The sequence below is a fragment of the Micromonospora sp. NPDC051300 genome (assembly GCF_044455315.1).
GTDB lineage: Bacteria > Actinomycetota > Actinomycetes > Mycobacteriales > Micromonosporaceae > Micromonospora > Micromonospora robiginosa.
Genome location: NZ_JBITEP010000018.1, coordinates 107181 through 123781, shown reverse-complemented (window position 1 = coordinate 123781; position 16601 = coordinate 107181). Strand labels below are relative to the sequence as shown.

The 16601-nt window shown below is 72.1% G+C and carries 15 protein-coding genes and 1 other RNA gene; 5 read left to right on the top strand and 11 right to left on the bottom strand.

Annotated elements, in window-relative coordinates; translation table 11 throughout:
• Position 1: 1 nt before the first annotated feature.
• From ACIA5A_RS20545 to pruA, 9 genes are all read right to left on the bottom strand, one after another.
• Positions 2-934 (bottom strand): hypothetical protein, encoded by a 933-nt coding sequence (locus ACIA5A_RS20545; RefSeq protein ID WP_396764507.1) that lies wholly within the window; start codon positions 932-934, stop codon positions 2-4.
• Between the two features lie 41 nt (positions 935-975).
• Positions 976-1374, bottom strand: a complete 399-nt coding sequence (locus ACIA5A_RS20540; protein WP_396764504.1) for a hypothetical protein — start codon at positions 1372-1374, stop codon at positions 976-978.
• A 179-nt stretch (positions 1375-1553) separates the two neighbouring features.
• Positions 1554-1929: a transfer-messenger RNA gene (gene ssrA, locus ACIA5A_RS20535) on the bottom strand.
• Positions 1930-2034: 105 nt separating this feature from the next.
• Positions 2035-2514, bottom strand: a complete 480-nt coding sequence (gene smpB / locus ACIA5A_RS20530) for an SsrA-binding protein SmpB (protein WP_396764573.1) — start codon at positions 2512-2514, stop codon at positions 2035-2037.
• Positions 2515-2643: 129 nt separating this feature from the next.
• Positions 2644-3519, bottom strand: a complete 876-nt coding sequence (ftsX, locus tag ACIA5A_RS20525; protein ID WP_396764501.1) for a permease-like cell division protein FtsX — start codon at positions 3517-3519, stop codon at positions 2644-2646.
• Between the two features lie 66 nt (positions 3520-3585).
• Positions 3586-4266: a cell division ATP-binding protein FtsE gene (ftsE, locus tag ACIA5A_RS20520; RefSeq protein ID WP_013284225.1), complete on the bottom strand. Its 681-nt coding sequence runs from the start codon at positions 4264-4266 to the stop codon at positions 3586-3588.
• Between the two features lie 118 nt (positions 4267-4384).
• Positions 4385-5506: a peptide chain release factor 2 gene (prfB, locus tag ACIA5A_RS20515; protein ID WP_091060274.1), complete on the bottom strand. Its 1122-nt coding sequence runs from the start codon at positions 5504-5506 to the stop codon at positions 4385-4387.
• Between the two features lie 45 nt (positions 5507-5551).
• Complete coding sequence (locus tag ACIA5A_RS20510; protein ID WP_396764497.1) at positions 5552-6067, bottom strand: PadR family transcriptional regulator; 516 nt, start codon at positions 6065-6067, stop codon at positions 5552-5554.
• Positions 6068-6201: 134 nt separating this feature from the next.
• A complete protein-coding gene (gene pruA, locus ACIA5A_RS20505; RefSeq protein WP_396764495.1) occupies positions 6202-7830 on the bottom strand; it encodes an L-glutamate gamma-semialdehyde dehydrogenase in 1629 nt (542 codons plus the stop codon).
• 367 nt (positions 7831-8197) lie between these two features.
• On the opposite strand from pruA, the gene ACIA5A_RS20500 reads away from it, so the two are divergent.
• Positions 8198-9193, top strand: coding sequence for a hypothetical protein (locus ACIA5A_RS20500; protein ID WP_396764492.1), 996 nt, complete (start codon positions 8198-8200; stop codon positions 9191-9193).
• An 11-nt stretch (positions 9194-9204) separates the two neighbouring features.
• Here ACIA5A_RS20500 and ACIA5A_RS20495 read toward each other — a convergent pair whose 3' ends face one another.
• The gene (locus ACIA5A_RS20495) at positions 9205-9714 is read right to left on the bottom strand and encodes a DUF6912 family protein (RefSeq protein ID WP_396764489.1); all 510 of its coding nucleotides are present in this window, start codon (positions 9712-9714) and stop codon (positions 9205-9207) included.
• 197 nt (positions 9715-9911) lie between these two features.
• Here ACIA5A_RS20495 and ACIA5A_RS20490 point away from each other — a divergent pair, with 197 nt between their 5' ends.
• Positions 9912-10139 carry a helix-turn-helix domain-containing protein gene (locus tag ACIA5A_RS20490; protein WP_396764487.1) on the top strand — a complete coding sequence of 76 codons (228 nt, stop codon included), beginning with the start codon at positions 9912-9914 and terminating at the stop codon, positions 10137-10139.
• Positions 10140-10241: 102 nt separating this feature from the next.
• The gene (locus ACIA5A_RS20485; protein ID WP_396764484.1) at positions 10242-11081 is read left to right on the top strand and encodes an Rv3235 family protein; all 840 of its coding nucleotides are present in this window, start codon (positions 10242-10244) and stop codon (positions 11079-11081) included.
• 172 nt (positions 11082-11253) lie between these two features.
• Here the strand turns inward: ACIA5A_RS20485 and secA are convergent, their stop codons facing one another.
• Entirely contained in the window at positions 11254-14154 is a 2901-nt protein-coding gene (secA, locus tag ACIA5A_RS20480) for a preprotein translocase subunit SecA (RefSeq protein ID WP_396764482.1), read from the bottom strand.
• A gap of 169 nt (positions 14155-14323) precedes the next feature.
• Between secA and ACIA5A_RS20475 the strand changes: the two genes are divergently transcribed.
• The gene (locus ACIA5A_RS20475) at positions 14324-15481 is read left to right on the top strand and encodes a GNAT family N-acetyltransferase (protein WP_396764479.1); all 1158 of its coding nucleotides are present in this window, start codon (positions 14324-14326) and stop codon (positions 15479-15481) included.
• On the top strand, positions 15478-16584 hold the full coding sequence (locus ACIA5A_RS20470; RefSeq protein WP_396764476.1) for a GNAT family N-acetyltransferase: 1107 nt from the start codon (positions 15478-15480) through the stop codon (positions 16582-16584). Before ACIA5A_RS20475 ends, ACIA5A_RS20470 begins: the two co-directional genes overlap by 4 nt.
• The last annotated feature ends 17 nt before the right edge of the window (positions 16585-16601 follow it).

Sequence of the window (16601 nt, the reverse complement as noted above, 5' to 3'; positions counted from 1 at the left end):
CTCAGCCGGCCCGGACGGCCAGCGGCGCGCCGGTGCCGACGTCCAGCACGGTCCGGGCCCCCAGCGGGGCGGCGAGCGTGACGCTCACCGGTTTCAGGGCGAGCTGCGCGGTGCAGATCCCGGTGGACCGGACCACCGATGCGCCGACCACCACCACGTCCGGTCGTTCCAGCAGCAGCGGCGTGGGCGCGCCGTCGCAGGCCCCCACGCCGACCACGTAGTCGAGCCGGTCGCCCGCCACCGCCCGCAGCTCCTGCGCGGCGACCAGACCGTCCGGCAACTGCCGGCCGTCCGCCGCGCCACCGGGCGCCTCGCCGACCGCGCGCGGCGCGACCGCGAGCCGGGCCACCGGCGCGGTCAGCTCGTCCACGGTGAACAGCCAGGCCGGCACGTCGACCCGCCCCCGGCTGGTCCACACCGGCGCGCGGCCCAGCCGCGCCGCCGTCACGGTCAGCGGAACGCACGGCGTCGGCGCGGTCGTCGACACCGGGGCGTCCGGGCCGGTTCCGACGGTGGGACGACCCCCCGCCGGTCGGCCGTCGCAGGGCGGCGGGTCCCCCTGGTCCAGTTGGGCGTAGGCGTCGGCGGCGCTGACCAGCGGCACCCGCAGCACGCCGTCGGGGAACCTGATGGTGCCCTCCGGCGGGACGGCGGCCGGCATCGGGATCTGGTCCCGGTACCACCCGGCGGTGAAGGCCACCTTCGTCTCGTCGGTGAAGCCCGGGTCGCCGGTGAGCACTGTGGCGTCCTGGAGCGGCACGTATCCCTCGCGCCACTGCGGCCCGGGACGCCAGCGCCCGGCCACCTCCTCGGCCCGCTGGGTGAACGCCTGACGCTGGTCCGGGCCGGTGGGTGCGGCCGAGCCGGCGCCGGGCGCGGCGCAGCCGGAGATGACCAGAAGCGGCAACCCGAGCAGGGCGAGAGATCGGCGCATACGGATCGGACGGCCCAGCCGCCCGATCGGTTCCCCGCCGCTCAGTCCTCGCCGCCCAGGTCGGCCTGGTATGCCTCCCAGAGCAGGTCGGCGCCACGTCGCCGGTGGCGGTCGAGCGCGCGCAGCAGGTTGCCGGTCTGCTCCCGCAGCTCCTCGGCGGAGACCGACCGGAGCCCGGCGGCGTGTTGGAGCGCGGCCAGCGCCGCGACGATCGCGGCGTGCTCACCCACCAGCAGGCGGACGCCCCGGTGCAGCCGGGGCGCGGTGCGCAGCAGGTCGGCGTACCGGCCGGACGGGCCCTCGGTGACCCGGACGTGCTCGGTGAAGCCGTGCCGGAGCGGGCCGATCTGGACGGCGAGCTGCTCCCGCCATCGCGGCCCGGGTGCGGCCAGGGCCCGGCGGAGCACGGTGGTCGGCTGCTGGATCGGACGGGTGACCATCGGGCACCTCCCGCGCGTCGCGGAGTCGCGTACCGGAATGGTGAGCCCGCCCGAGCGCCGTGTCCAGCCACCGCGGGCACCTCATCTGACTCATCCGCACCGCCTGCCCCGCCGGCCCCGGCAGCACCGGGAGACGACTGTGCGCCCCGGTCCGGTGGACCGGGGCGCACAGGTCAAGGTGGTGGAGGTGCCGGGAATCGAACCCGGGTCCTTCGCCGGTTTGTCAGGGCTTCTCCGAGCGCAGCTCGCTGTGCCTCTACTCGGCCCCACCGCTCACGCGAGCAAGTTGGTGTGACGGGCCCAGTCGCTGATTGATCTCGCCGCACGGACCCCGCGACCGGGTCCGGTTGGCCAGCCTCCTAGCTGATGCCGGCTAACTGGGTCGAAGGCACTCCCAGGCCGACAGACTTGCTACTCGCCTCAGGCGGCGAGAGCGAAGTCAGCGCGATTGTTCTTGGCGCTTATTGGTTTCCGACGACCGATTTTCGAGACGACGTCGGCTTCCTCGGCTCGCTTCCCCTGTCGCTGCGTACGAAGTCGAAACCAGTCACCCCCTCGACAGGCCACCGGTGATGGTGGCACCGACAAGCGTAACGCCTGCCGCAACCGGATTCATCCCGAGGCCGACCGGCGAACCGGCGACCGGATGAACCGGACATCTCATTCGGCCATCCCCTTGCCGCGCCGGCCAGTCGCCCGCCGGATCTCCCGGTCGGCGTCCCGCTTCGCGAGGTCCTGCCGCTTGTCGTACGACTTCTTACCCCGGGCCAGGCCGATCTCCACCTTCGCCCAGCCGTCGGAGAAGTAGACCTGCAACGGCACCAACGTCAGGCCGCTCTCCTTGAGCTTGCCGAGCAGCCGGTCGATCTCCAGCCGGTTGAGCAGCAGCTTGCGGGTCCGCCGGGGCTCGTGGTTGGTCCAGGTGCCCTGGGCGTACTCCGGGATGTGCATCCCGTGCAGGTAGAGCTCGCCGTCACGCTCCTGCGCGAACGCGTCGACGAGCGAGGCCCGCCCGGCCCGCAACGACTTGACCTCGGTGCCGGTCAACGCCATGCCCGCCTCGTAGGTGTCGAGGACGGCGTAGTCGTGGCGCGCCTTCTTGTTGGAGGCGACCACCTTGCGCCCCTTCTCCCGTGGCACGGCGCCACCCCCTTTCTCGTCCGGCTCCCGGCCGGGGCCGCGAGCGAAGATCATGCTACCGGAACCACAAGAGCCCTCCCGCGCCGTTTATTCCGGCGCGGGAGGGCCCTGCGGAGAGCCGTGCGGTAACTAGACCCGCAGGTAGAAGCGGAGCGTGACCCACGCGGTGATCGCGCTGACCAGACCACCGACGGCGGCCATCAGCGGGAAGGTCAGGAAGATCTCGGACCAGGAGATCGGGGTGATCAGACCCTCCAGGGCCGCCATCGAGCTGCCGGCGGCAAGCGTCTTCACCCCGATCAGCGCGACCAGGCCGAGGATCGAGCCGATCAGACCGGCCACCACCGCCTCCAGCACGAACGGCGCCTGGATGAACCAGTTGGAGGCGCCGACCAGCTTCATGACCGCGACCTCACGGCGCTTGCTGTACGCGGCCACCTGGATGGTGTTCGCCACCAGCAGCAGGGCCGCGGCGGCCATCACGATCGCCAGCGCCAGCGCGCCGTTCTGGATGCCGGTGAGCACGCCGAAGACCTTGTCGAGGAGCTTGGACTGGTCGACGATCGTGTCGATGCCCTCGGCGGTCTTGTACTGGTCGTAGATCTGCTTGTACTGCTGCGGGTCGTTCAGCGTGATCCGGAACGACTCCGGAAGCTGGTCGGCCTTGACCGCGTTGACCAGGTCGGGCGCGTCGGCGTACATCTGCTGGAAGCGCTTGTACGCCTCCTCCTTGTTGACGTACTCGACCTTGTCGACAAGCGGGTCGTCATTCAGCTTGGCCTCGAGCGCGTCGCGCTGCTCCTGCGGCGCGTCGGTCTTCATGAAGATCGAGACCTGGACGTTCTCGTAGTAGAGATCCTTCATGTCGCCGACCTTCTGGTACAGAAGGCCGCTGCCGCCCAGCATGAACAGCGACACCGCCATGGTGATGATCATGGCGATCGTCATGGTGACGTTGCGCCACAGTCCGACCAGTACCTCGGACAGGACGTACTTCATCCGCATCGGGATATTCCTCCGGCTCTCCGGCGTGAGGTGTTCGTCGTCAGGGTCTACGCGCCGTCGTCAGGCTCAGCCGTAGACGCCGCGGGCCTGGTCGCGCACGATGCGGCCGCTCTCGATCTCGATGACCCGGCGACGCATCTGGTTCACGATGTTGGAGTCGTGCGTGACCATCACGACGGTGGTGCCCGTGCGGTTGATCCGGTCCAGCAGGCGCATGATCTCGATCGAGGTGTCCGGGTCCAGGTTTCCGGTCGGCTCGTCCGCCAGCAGGATCAGCGGCCGGTTCACGAACGCCCGGGCCACCGCGACACGCTGCTGCTCACCACCGGAGAGCTCGTGCGGGTAGCGGTGCTCCTTGCCACCGAGACCCACCAGCTCCAGCACCTCCGGCACGACCCGGCGGGCGACCGCCTTCGTCTTACCGATCACCTCCAGCGCGAACGCCACGTTCTCGTACGCGGTGCGGTTCGGCAGCAGCCGGAAGTCCTGGAAGACACAGCCGATGGAACGCCGGAAGTGGGGTCGCTTCCAGGAACGCATCGACGTGACGTCCTTGCCGTTGACCACGACGCGGCCCTTGTTGGGGGTCACCTCGTGCAGCAGCAACTTGATGATCGTGGACTTGCCGGAGCCGGATGGACCGATGAAGAAGACGAACTCGCCCTTCTCGATCGAGACGGACACGTTGTCGAGCGAAGGCCGGGACGCCTTCGGGTACGTCTTCGTCACTTGCTCAAGCTGAATCACGGGTCGAGAGTCTACGCGGTGTAACCGCAGAGCCAAGCCCCACGCCCCGCAGATGCGGTGCGCGTCATCGATTTACCGGGTCAGCACGAGATCGATGACGCGCTGCGTCGGAGCGTGATCACGCACCGTCAGCGGTGAGCTGCTGCTGCTTCCGCCAGCGGATTCCCGCCTCGATGAAGCTGTCCAGCTCGCCGTCGAAGACCGCGGACGGATTGCCCGTCTCCTGCTCGGTACGCAGATCCTTCACCATCTGATAAGGATGCAGGACGTACGACCGCATCTGGTCGCCCCACGAGCCGGCGGCGTCGGTCTTCAGGCCGGCCATCTTGGCCTGCTCCTCCTGCCGCTTGCGCTCCAGCAGCCGGGCCTGGAGCACCCGCAGCGCGGACGCCTTGTTCTGCAGCTGGGACTTCTCGTTCTGGCAGGTGACCACGATGCCGGTCGGGATGTGGGTGATCCGGACCGCCGAGTCGGTGGTGTTGACGCTCTGCCCGCCCGGCCCGGAGGACCGGTAGACGTCGATCCTCATCTCGTTCTCGGGGATGTCGATGTGGTCGGTCTGCTCCACCACGGGCAGCACCTCGACGCCGGCGAAGCTGGTCTGCCGGCGGCCCTGGTTGTCGAACGGGCTGATCCGCACCAGCCGGTGGGTGCCGGACTCCACGCTGAGCGTGCCGAACGCGTAGGGCACCTTCACCGTGAAGGTGGCCGACTTCAGGCCCGCCTCCTCGGCGTAGGACGTCTCGTAGACCTCGGTCGGGTAGCCGTGCCGCTCCGCCCACCGCAGGTACATCCGCAGCAGCATCTCGGCGAAGTCCGCCGCGTCCACGCCACCGGCCCCGGCCCGGATGGCGACCAGCGCCTCCCGGGAGTCGTACTCGCCGGAGAGCAGCGTGCGGACCTCCATCTCCTGGATGGCCTTGGTCAGCCCGGTGATCTCCGACTCGACCTCGGTCAGCGCGCCCGGGTCGGACTCCGCCTGGGCCAGCTCCAGCAGCACCCCGGCGTCGTCGAGCCGGGAGCGCAGGTCGCCCAGCCGGCCGATCTCGCCGTTGACGTACGACAGCTGCGACGTCACCGCCTGGGCCTTGGCCTGGTCGTCCCACAGGTCGGGCGCGGACGCCTCCTGCTCCAGGCGGGCCTTCTGCTCGCGCAGCTTGTCGAGGTCGAGCACGGCCTCGATGTTGCGCAGCGTGGCGTCGAGTTCCTTGAGCTGTTCGGCGTAATCGGCAGCGGTCACGACAGACAACAGTACTGCGTCGGTCCGTCAACCTCACGCAGGTGGTCAGCCGACCGGCGCGGTCTTCAGCCAGGACAGCGCCGCCTTGTGGTAGGCGACCGCGAACTCCAGCGCGCTGGCGTCGTAGCTGTCGCCCTCCTTCTTGGCGTTCTTGACCTGCTCCCGCACCGTGGCCAGCGCCTCGGTGTGGTATTCGTTCGCCGAGGCGTACAGGTTCTTGAGCTGGCTCGACGAGTGCAGGTTGCCGAACGCCATCCGCAGCGCGATCGGGTTACGGATGGTGTCCTTGCCGGGATTCTCCGCCAACCAGCGGGAGAATGTCCGTTTCCCGGCCGCCGTCAGCGCGTACGGCTGGCTCATCCGCGGCCCGGGCTTGCCGAGCCGCACCAGACCCTTCTCCGCCAGGACCGGGAGTTCCCGGTAGACCTGACTGCGGGTCATCGACCAGTACGGCGCCAGCCGGCGCTCGGCGGCGGCCATCAACTGACCGCCAGTCATCGGGCCGTCGTGCAGCAGGCCCAGCAGGGCCGCCGCCGTCGGGTTGACTCCGGATTCCGCCATGCCCTCTAAGCTGCCACTTTGTCGGCTCTGGCGTCCAGGATTTGCCGTTTTCGCCACTCCTAGGCGGTCCGAAGTGCACTGTCGGGTAGGGAAGAGGCCCGCCTCGCGGTCGAGACGGGCCCCCTCCGTACGGCTCAGCCCATGTGCGGGTAGGTGTGGTCGGTCGGCGGGACGAACGTCTCCTTGATCGTCCGGGGCGACGTCCAGCGGACCAGGTTGTGCCAGGAGCCGGCCTTGTCGTTGGTGCCGCTGGCCCGGGCCCCGCCGAACGGCTGCTGCCCGACCACCGCGCCGGTCGGCTTGTCGTTGACGTAGAAGTTGCCTGCCGCGTACCGCATCTGCTCCGCCACCCGGTCGACCACCCGGCGGTCGTTCGCGAAGATCGACCCGGTCAGCGCGTACGGGGCGATCGACTCGGCCTGGGCGACCACCTCGTCGAAGCGGGCGTCGTCGAAGACGTGCACGCCGAGGATCGGGCCGAAGTACTCGGTGGTGAACGTCTCGTGCGCGGCGTCCGAGCACTCGAAGAGCGTCGGCCGGACGAAGTATCCGACCGAGTCGTCGGCGGTGCCGCCGGCCAGCACCCGGCAGCTGTCGTCGCCCTTGATCAGCTCCAGCGCGGCGGTGTGCCGGCCGAACGCCCTGTCGTCGATCACCGCGCCGCCGAAGTTGCTGAAGTCGGTCACGTCGCCGTAGGTCAGCGCGTCCGCGGAGGCGGCGAGCCGGTCCCGCAGGCCGGCCTCCCAGATCGACCGCGGCACGTACGCCCGCGAGGCGGCCGAGCACTTCTGCCCCTGGTACTCGTAGGCGCCCCGCAGCAGCGCGGTGTGCAGCGCGTCCACGTCGGCGCTCATGTGCGCCACCACGAAGTCCTTACCACCGGTCTCGCCGACCAGCCGGGGGTAGCCCCGGTAGCGGGCGATGTTGTCGCCGACGGTCCGCCAGAGCTGCTGGAAGACCTTGGTGGAGCCGGTGAAGTGGATGCCCGCCAGATCCGGGTCGGCGAGCACCACGTCGGAGACCTCCTCGCCGCGCCCGGTGACCATGTTGATCACGCCGGGCGGCAGGCCGGCCGCCTCGAACAGCCGCATGGTGAAGTGCGCGGCGAACTGCTGGGTCGGGCCCGGCTTCCAGACCACCGTGTTGCCGAGCATGGCCGGCGCGGACGGCAGGTTGCCGGCGATGGCGGTGAAGTTGAACGGGGTGACCGCGTAGACGAAGCCCTCCAGCGGCCGGTGGTCGAAGCGGTTCCACACACCGGGCGAGGACATCGGCTGCTCGGCCAGGAGCCGGCGGGCGAAGTGCACGTTGAAGCGGAGGAAGTCGATCAGCTCGCAGGCGGCGTCGATCTCGGCCTGCACGGCGGTCTTGGACTGGCCGAGCATGGTGGCCGCGTTGAGCGTGTCCCGCCAGGGGCCGGCCAGCAGGTCGGCGGCGCGCAGGAAGATCGCGGCGCGCTCCTCGAACGGCAGCGCCCGCCACATCGGCGCGGCGTCCTTCGCGGCCTTGACCGCGGCCCGCGCGTCGTCGTGGGTGGCGTGCCCGGTCACGCCGAGCACGTGCGCGTGCTTGTGCGGCTGGACCACGTCGATCGACTCGCCGCCGGCCATCCGCTGCTCGCCGGCGATGGTCATCGGCAGCTCGATCCGCTCGGCGGCCAGCTCGGCCAACCGCCGCTGGAGCCGCTCCCGGTCGGCGCTGCCGGGCTCGTAGGTGTGGACCGGCTCGTTGCGCGGCTCGGGGACGGAGAAGACGGCGTCCATCACAGGCTCCTGTGCGATCTCGACGGCGATGGCGAAACCGGACCCGCGGCGCCGGCCGGGCGGCCGGGTGCCGGACACCGCGCGGCGGACCGGTCGCGGCGGCGGGACCTGCGCCGATTCTTTCACGCGACCCGGGCCGCCACCCGGGCTCCCCGGCGCGGGCCGCGAACACCGGACACAGCGCCGCACTCCGGACCTTCGGCAGATTGCTGTCCGGGACCGACGGAACATCGGCACCGGGCGTGCGACGTCGACGAATCGTCGGCCCCCTCCCCTGCCGTCCCGTCGGGCCCGGCCCGCCGGGCGGGGCGGGCCGCGACGCGTACGCTGGTTGGTCGGTGACCTGGCGTCCGTCGAAGGGGAGACGATGAGCAACCAGTCCGGCAGCTCCACCGCCGCGGAGCCGGACCGGCCCGAGGCCGCCGAGCCGACCGCCGCCGACCTGGCTGCCCCGGCAGCCGGCCGACCGGGGTACGCCCCCGGCGCGCTGCCGCTGGCCGTGCTGTCGCTGGCCTGGCTGGCGGCCATGCTCTGGTCCACCCGGGAGGCGATCACCTCGACCGCGGCCGGGGTCACCGCGATCAGCCTCTCCGCCTACGCGCTCCCCGGTGTGATCACCGCGGCGCTGGTCACCGGCGCGGCGGTCGCGCTCGCCGCCACCAACCGGCTCGGCCGCACCTCCCTGCGCTTCCTGGCCACCGTCGGCGCCGGCCTGCTGGTCGGGCTCGCCGCCGCCGTGGCGATCAACCTGACGTACGCCGACAACGCCACCACCAACACCATCGCCGGCACCACGGCGGCTGCCGCGATCATCGGCGGGGCGACGGCCGGCGCGCGCCAGGCGCGGGTGGTGGCCGCGATCGCCGCCGCCACGCTCGCCGCGCAACTCTTCGTGGTGCTGTTCAGCCGGGCCCGGGACCCGCTCTCCGACCTGTTCGGCGCCGGGGACACGCAGCAGTCGGTGCTCGACGCCGCCAAGTGGGTGTCCCGCACCGAGTCGCTGCTCGCCGGCCTGATCGCCGGCCTGGTCGCCTACCTCTACGTGACCTGGTCGCGCCGCCGGGCCGAACGCCGCGACGGGGCGGCGACGCCGCTGCGCTGGCCGGCGTACCTGGTGGCCGGCGCCGGGGCCGGGCTGCTCCTGCTGCTCACCGAGGTGATCATCCGGATCGGTGGGCGCGGGCTGCTCGACCTGGCCGCCGCGCTCAGCGAGGCCGACCAGGTGGCGCAGACCGCGCTGGGCACCTCCCGGGTGGACAACGGGATCTGGGTGCTCTTCGTGGGCGCGCTCACCACGCTCATCGCCTTCGGGCGCACGCTCGGCCCGCGGGCCGACGCCGACGACGACGAGCCGGCGGCCTGAAGCCTGTCGCCTCAGCCGACCTCGCGCAGCAGCAGGTCCAGCTCGGTCACGTCGTACCACTCCAACTCGTGGTCCTCGACGCCGTCCACGGTGAACTGGGCGTCCGGGTCGCCGGCCTGCGCCTCCGCCACCACGTCGACGGCGGCGGCCACGTCCTCGACCGCCTCCGCGCCGTCCACGTGGATCGCCGCGATCGACCTCACCGGCACCGGCCCGGCCGGCCGGATCACGCTGGAGCCCAGCTCGCCGTCGCCCCGGCCCACCGCGCGGGCGGGCAGGTCGGCCGAGACCACCACCCGCCGCCGTGGAGCGGCGGGATCGGCCCGCAGGAGGAGCAGCGCGTCCTGGGCGGCCCGGGTGAAGGCCACGTACTCCAGCTCCTCCTCGTCGCCCTCGGCGTACCACTCGCGCAGCTCCGGGGTGACCGCGTGGGCGGCCTCGACGGTCAGGCCCTCGTCCCGCAGCCGGGCGAGCATCGGTACGGTCCCCGGCAGGTACACCCGGACAAGCTCGTCGGTCACCGGTCTCTCCCCGCACTCTCCGCCGCCGGCCGGCGGGTGCCGGCTCCGGGCGCCGATCATGCCGTACGCCGAGACCGTCATACACCCGGCACCCGCCCGGGAGAAGCTCCCCGGCGGTGTGTCCACCGAAGCGGGACTCGGCGGTGTCACCCGTTGATGGCAAACTGAGGCAAACGAAGTCAACCCCGGGAGTCACCGTGGAGTCGAGGTTCCTGCTGCTGTCCGACGTCGCCGCCGAGCTGAACGTCTCGGACTCGCAGGTCTACCACATGGTGCGCAGCGGCGAGCTGCCCGCGATCAAGATCGGCGGCCGGGGCCAGTGGCGGGTCGAGCGCTCCCGTCTCGAGGAATACATCGAGCGCAAGTACGCCGAGACCGCCGAGTGGGTGCGCGGCAACCCCTTGGGCGAGCGCGACGGGGAGTGAGCCCGCGTTGACCGTCGGCCATTGACGCCGCCCACCGCCCTACCCGAAAATGAGGACTGGTCACAGGTAAACGAAGGCAAACGCAAGGATTCGAGGGCTGACATGGTCGACACCCGCCGTCCCCGATCACCGCGTCCACCGGTCCGGCTCCGGCCCGCCCCGCCACTCGACCCGCCCTGCACCGACGACGACCCGATCTGGAGCCACGGTCAGCTCGCCCTCGACCTGATCGAGCCGCGCCACCGCGACCCCAACCGGCCACCGGGCCGGGCGGCCGACCACCCTCTCGGCCGGCCCCGCCCGCCGGCCTCCGGCCCGTCCGCCGACCGCATTGCCGGCTTCGGCCCGGCCGGCGGCGGCACGGCGATTCGCGGCACGACCGTCGACGGCACGACGGGCCTCTCCACGACGGGCGGCGGCGGTGGCGTCGGCGGTGTCCCGACCGGAGGCGGCGGCCTCGCCAGCGGCTCGACCCGAGGCGGCGACCTCGGCAGCGGCGCGGCCGGAGGCGGCGGCGCGATCGGAGGCGGCGGGTTCGGCAGCGGCGCGTCGGGCGGCCAGGCGCCCGACGGACCGCCGACCCTTGTCCTCGCCACCGCCTCGCCCGAGGCCGCCCGAGCGGCCCACCGGTTCGTCCGCACGTTCCTGGAGATCGTCAACGGCTTCCGGCCGCCCGGGCAGCTCCGGCCGCTCTGTGTACCCGAGACAGCCGCCCAGGTGTCGGCCGAGTTCACCCGGGCGGCCCGCCGGGTCACCCCGGTCCGCCGCCGCGCCGCCCGACCGGCCCTGCACCTGCGCCGCCTACGCGTCTGTGAACCCCGGGCCGGCGCGGTCGAGGCCACCGCCGTGTTCACCGGCGCCGGCGGCACCAGTTGGGCGATCGCCGTCCGCCTGGAACACCGCCGAGGCACCTGGCTCTGCCTCGTCCTCACCGTCCTCTAACCGCCCCCGAAGGGTTCTCGTCGGCGCGATCAAGGAGTTCGTGTCGGAACCGATCTCCGCCGGCGACGTGAAGTCCCTGGTCACCCGCGTTTCGAATCCGCGGTGTGGGCGGGGGTGGGTACGCGAACGGGCCCCGGCCGGTGGCCGGGGCCCGTCGGGCGATGCGTGGAGGTCAGCCGCCGGTGGGCGAGCCGTGGCAGCGCTTGTACTTGCGGCCGGAGCCGCACGGGCAGGGCGCGTTCCGGGACGGACCCTCGCCGCCGTCGACCTGGGGTGCCGCGGCTCGCCGGGCGGTGCTCGCGGCGACCGCCTGACCGCTCGCCCCGGCCGGTGCGCGGCGCGGTCCCGAGCCGGCGGGACGCTCCGAGGAGGGCTGGCCGATGCCCAGCGCCGGCGCCTGCTGCTCGGCCCGCTCGATCACCGGCGCGCCGCGTCCGGCCTCACCGTCGACGGCCGGCGCGGAGTATTGCAGGCCCTGCTGCTGCGGGGTGCGGTTGAGACCCTTGGCCCGGATCTCCACCGGCTTCTCCAGTAGCTGCACCTCCTCCTCGGCCTCCGGCTCGGCCTCCTCGACCTGCACCTCCAGGTTGTAGAGGAAGCCGACCGTCTCCTCCTTGATGCCGTCCATCATGGTGGCGAACATGTCGAAGCCCTCGCGCTGGTACTCGATGACCGGGTCACGCTGGGCGTACGCCCGCAGGCTGATGCCCTCCTGGAGGTAGTCCATCTCGTAGAGGTGCTCGCGCCACTTGCGGTCGATCACCTGGAGCAGGACCATCCGCTCGAGCTGGCGGACCGCCTCCTCGCCGAGCTGCTCCTCCCGCCGGTCGTAGGCGGCGTTCGCGTCCTCCTTGAGGCGGGCGAGCAGGAAGTCCTGGTCGAGGCCGGCGCGGGAGCCGACCTCCTCCTCCAGCTCCTCGATCGTGACGCCGACCGGGTAGAGCTGCTTGAGGCTGGACCAGAGCTGGTCGAGATCCCAGTCCTCGGCGTAGCCGTCGCTCGTCGCGCCGACCACGTACGCGGCGACCGTGTCGTCGATCATGTTGCGGACCTGGTCGGAGAGGTCCTCGCCGTTGAGCACCCGGAGGCGCTCGGCGTAGACCACCTGGCGCTGCTTGTTCAGCACCTCGTCGTACTTCAGGACGTTCTTCCGGATCTCGGCGTTCTGGCCCTCGATCTGGGCCTGCGCGCTCTTGATCTGGCGGGTGACCATCTTCGACTCGATGGGCACGTCCTCCGGGATGTTGAAGCGGTCCATCACGGCCTCGACCGCGCCGGCCCGGAACCGCTTCATCAGCTCGTCCTGCAGGGACAGGTAGAAGCGGGACTCGCCCGGGTCGCCCTGCCGGCCGGCGCGACCGCGCAACTGGTTGTCGATCCGGCGGGACTCGTGCCGCTCGGTGCCCAGCACGTAGAGGCCACCGGCGGCGGCGACCTCCTCCGCCTCGGAGTCGCAGGCCTGCTTCCAGGTCGGGAGGATCTCCTCCATCGCCTTGGCGTACTCCTCCGGCTGCTCGACCGGGTCGAGGCCGCGCTGGCGGAGTTCGTTGGCGGCGAGGAACTCGGCGTTGCCGCCGAGCAGGATGTCGGTGCCCCGGCCGGCCATGTTGGTGGCGACGGTGACCGCGCCCTTGCGCCCGGCCTGGGCGACGATCTCCGCCTCCTTGGCGTGGAACTTGGCGTTCAACACCGAGTGCGGGATGCCGCGGCGGCGCAGCATGTGCGACAGGATCTCGGAGTTCTCCACCGAGACGGTGCCGACCAGCACCGGCTGGCCCTGCTCGTGCCGCTCGGCGATGTCCTCGACGACGGCGTTGAACTTGGCCTTCTCGGTCTTGTAGATGACGTCGGGCCGGTCCATCCGGACCATCGGCCGGTGCGTCGGGATGGTCACGACGCCGACCTTGTAGACCTTGTTGAACTCGCCCGCCTCGGTCTGGGCGGTGCCGGTCATGCCGGAGAGCTTCTCGTAGAGGCGGAAGTAGTTCTGGAGGGTGATGGTGGCCAGGGTCTGGTTCTCCTGCTTGATCTCCACCCCCTCCTTGGCCTCGATCGCCTGGTGCATGCCCTCGTTGTAGCGGCGGCCGTGCAGGATGCGGCCGGTGAACTCGTCGACGATCAGGACCTCGCCGTCGCTGACGATGTAGTCCTTGTCGCGCTTGTAGAGCTCCTTGGCCTTGATCGCGTTGTTGAGGTAGCCGACCAGCGGCGTGTTGACCGACTCGTAGAGGTTGTCGATGCCGAGCCGGTCCTCCACGCGGGCCACGCCGCGCTCGGTCACCGCGATGGTGCGCTTGGCGTAGTCGACCTCGTAGTCGCCCTCGCCGTCGGTGCCGGGCTGGAGGCGGGCCACCACGGTGGCGAACTCCTGGTACCACCGGGCGGAGTGCTCGGCCGGACCGGAGATGATCAACGGGGTCCGGGCCTCGTCGATGAGGATCGAGTCGACCTCGTCGACCACCGCGAAGAAGTGGCCGCGCTGGACCAGCTCCTCCTTCGACCACGCCATGTTGTCGCGCAGGTAGTCGAAGCCGAACTCGTTGTTGGTGCCGTAGGTGATGTCGCACTCGTAGGCCGCGCGGTGCTCGGTGGCGGGCCGGTTGGGCAGCACCACGCCGACGTCGAGGCCGAGGAACTCGTGCACCCGGCCCATCCAGGCGGCGTCGCGCTCGGCCAGGTAGTCGTTCACCGTGATCACGTGCACGCCCTTGCCGGCGAGCGCGTTCAGGTAGACCGGCATGACCGAGGTGAGCGTCTTGCCCTCACCGGTCTTCATCTCGGCGATGTTGCCGAAGTGCAGCGCCGCGCCGCCCATCACCTGGACGTCGTAGGGCCGCTGGCCGAGCACCCGGGAGGCAGCCTCGCGGCACACCGCGAACGCCTCGGGCAGCAGGTCGTCGAGGGTCTCGCCGTCGGCGAGCCGCTCCTTGAACTGGTCGGTCATGCCGCGCAGCTCGTCGTCGCTGAGGTTGACGTAGTCGTCCTCGATCGAGTTGACGGCGGCCGCGATGGCCTTCAGCCGACGCACCATGCGGCCCTCGCCGGCGCGAAGGACCTTTTCCAGAATCGACACGGATCAACGCTCCCCTAGACGGTCTCGAACCATCGTAGGCGCTCCGGCGCGGCGATGGTCACTGGTGGCGGCGGTCCGGACCCGCGAACCCGACATAACACCGCGACCGGGTGCTCCCGGCCGCCGATCGGGTTACGCCGTCCGCGAACGATCCGGCACGATGGCTCGGATGGAGCCTGTGGAGATCATCGAGGACGGGCTGTTGCTGCGTCCCTGGCGGGCGGAGGACGCCGACGAGGTGCACCGCGCCTGCCAGGACCCGGACATTCAGCGCTGGACCACCGTACCTCGCCCGTACCTGCCCGAACACGCCCTCACGTTCGTCACCACGATCAGCGCGACGGCCTGGGCGCAGGACACCGGGGCGCCGTTCGCGGTCTGCGACGCCGCGACCGGGGAGCTGCTCGCCTCGTGCAGCCTGGTCTCCGTCGACCGCGCGCTCGACTCGGCCGAGGTGGGCTACTGGACCGCGCCGTGGGCGCGCGGGCGGGGGGTCGCGGTGCGCGCCACCCGGGCCGTCGCCCGCTGGGCGTTCGACGCGCTCGCGCTGCGCCGGCTCACCTGGCAGGCCGAGATCGGCAACCACGCCTCCCGACTGGTCGCGCTGCGCGCCGGTTTCCGGGTCGAGGGTGAACTGCGGCTGGCCCACCCGGCCGACGACGGCCGCCCGGAGGGGTGGATCGGCTCCCTCCTGCCGTCCGAGCTGGCCGCGCCGGGCGCTCCGGCGCCGTACGGCCCGGGCACGCTCCAGGCCCGCCGGGCGGCGGTCTTCGGCCGGCCGCAACCCGTCCTGTTCGCCGACGCCCGCGGCACCGAGCTGCGGTTGCGCGCGCTGGAGGAGAAGGACCTGGCCGAGGTGACCCGCACCTGCCAGGACGAGGAGACGGTGCGCTGGACCACCGTGCCGCACCCCTACCGGCCCGAACACGCCGAGGGCTACCTGCGGGACCTGGTGCGGCCGTCGTGGGCCCGGGGCACCGCCGCGATGTTCGCGGTGGCCGACCCGGAGGACCGCTACGTCGCCTCGCTCGACCTGCGGATCCTCCCCGGCGACCCGCTGGTGGCCGACGTCGGCTTCATGACCGCGCCGCACGCGCGGGGCCGGGGCTACCTGCCGGCCGCGCTCACCGCGCTCTGCGCCTGGGGCTTCACCACGCTCGGCCTGGCCCGGGTCGAGTGGCGCGCCAACGTCGGCAACACCGCGTCCCGCCGGGCCGCCGAGAAGGCCGGCTTCACCGTCGAGGGCACGCTGCGCGGCGGCGTCCCGCACCGCGGCGAGCGGCAGGACGTGTGGATCGGCGGCCTGCTGGCACAGGACCTGCGGTGATCCCGGAGACCGTCGAGGGGTACGGGGTCCGGCTGCGGCCCACCCGGTCGGCCGACGCGCCGGATCTGGTGGCCGGCTGCACCGACCCGGAGACCCGGCGCTACCTGCCCGCCCTGCCCGAGCCGTACGACGCGGACAGCGCCCGGTGGTGGATCGCCGAGGGCGAACCGGCCGTGTGGGCCGCCGGCGGGTGCGCGTACGCGATCGCCGACCCGGACACCGACCGGCTGCTCGGCGGCGTCGGGCTGACCCGCCTCGCCCCGGCGCGCGGGGACTTCGAGATCGGCTACTGGGTGGCGCCGTGGGCCCGTGGGCGGGGCGTGGCGACGGCCGCCACCCGGTTGCTCGGCGAGCGCGCCCTCGCCGCCGGCGCGGCCCGGCTGGAACTGCTCACGCACCGGGAGAACGAGCCGAGCCAGCGGACCGCGCTGGCCTGCGGCTACCGGTACGAGGGCGTCCGTCGGGGGGCGAGCGCGTCCCGCGACGGCGTACGTCACGACCTGGTCGCCTGGGTGCGGCTGGCCGACGACCCGCCCGGGCCGACCGCCCGGCTGCTGCCGGATCTGCCCGGCGGTCGGCTCACCGACGGGGTGGTCACGCTGCGCCGGCTGGAGCCGGCGGACGCCGACGCGCTCCACCGGCTGCACACGCTGCCGGAGGTGGTGGCGAACCGGGTGCCGCCGGTGCCGCCGGACCGGGAGTCGATCGGGCGCCGCTGCCGGCTGGCGGCCGGCTACTGGCTGGCCGGGGACGCCGCCGACCTGGCCGTCCTGGACGCGGCCACCGGCGCCCTGGTCGGCGGCTGCGCCCTGGGGTACGACGAACCGGTCACCGGCCAGGCCTCGCTGGGCTACAGCCTGCTGCCCGAGGCCCGCGGCCGGGGGCTGGCCACCCGCGCGGTCCGGCTCCTCGCCGGCTGGGCGTTCGACGCCGGCGTGGCCCGGCTCTGGGCCGGCACCCGGGTGGAGAACCTCGCCTCGCAGCGGGTGCTGGAACGGGCCGGCTTCCGGCGGGAGGGGTTGTCGCGCGGGCGGATGCCCGGCACGGAGGGCACCCGCGTCGACTCGGTGGTCTTCGGCCGGCTGGCGTCGGACCGGGACTGAGCGGGGCCCCCGCGAAC

Coding starts and splice junctions, on each gene's coding strand:
- ACIA5A_RS20545 (WP_396764507.1), bottom strand. CDS start 934: ATGCGCCGATCTCTCGCCCTGCTCGGGTTGCCGCTTCTGGTCATCTCC.
- ACIA5A_RS20540 (WP_396764504.1), bottom strand. CDS start 1,374: ATGGTCACCCGTCCGATCCAGCAGCCGACCACCGTGCTCCGCCGGGCC.
- ftsX (WP_396764501.1), bottom strand. CDS start 3,519: ATGCGGATGAAGTACGTCCTGTCCGAGGTACTGGTCGGACTGTGGCGC.
- ACIA5A_RS20510 (WP_396764497.1), bottom strand. CDS start 6,067: ATGGCGGAATCCGGAGTCAACCCGACGGCGGCGGCCCTGCTGGGCCTG.
- pruA (WP_396764495.1), bottom strand. CDS start 7,830: ATGGACGCCGTCTTCTCCGTCCCCGAGCCGCGCAACGAGCCGGTCCAC.
- ACIA5A_RS20500 (WP_396764492.1), top strand. CDS start 8,198: ATGAGCAACCAGTCCGGCAGCTCCACCGCCGCGGAGCCGGACCGGCCC.
- ACIA5A_RS20485 (WP_396764484.1), top strand. CDS start 10,242: ATGGTCGACACCCGCCGTCCCCGATCACCGCGTCCACCGGTCCGGCTC.
- ACIA5A_RS20475 (WP_396764479.1), top strand. CDS start 14,324: ATGGAGCCTGTGGAGATCATCGAGGACGGGCTGTTGCTGCGTCCCTGG.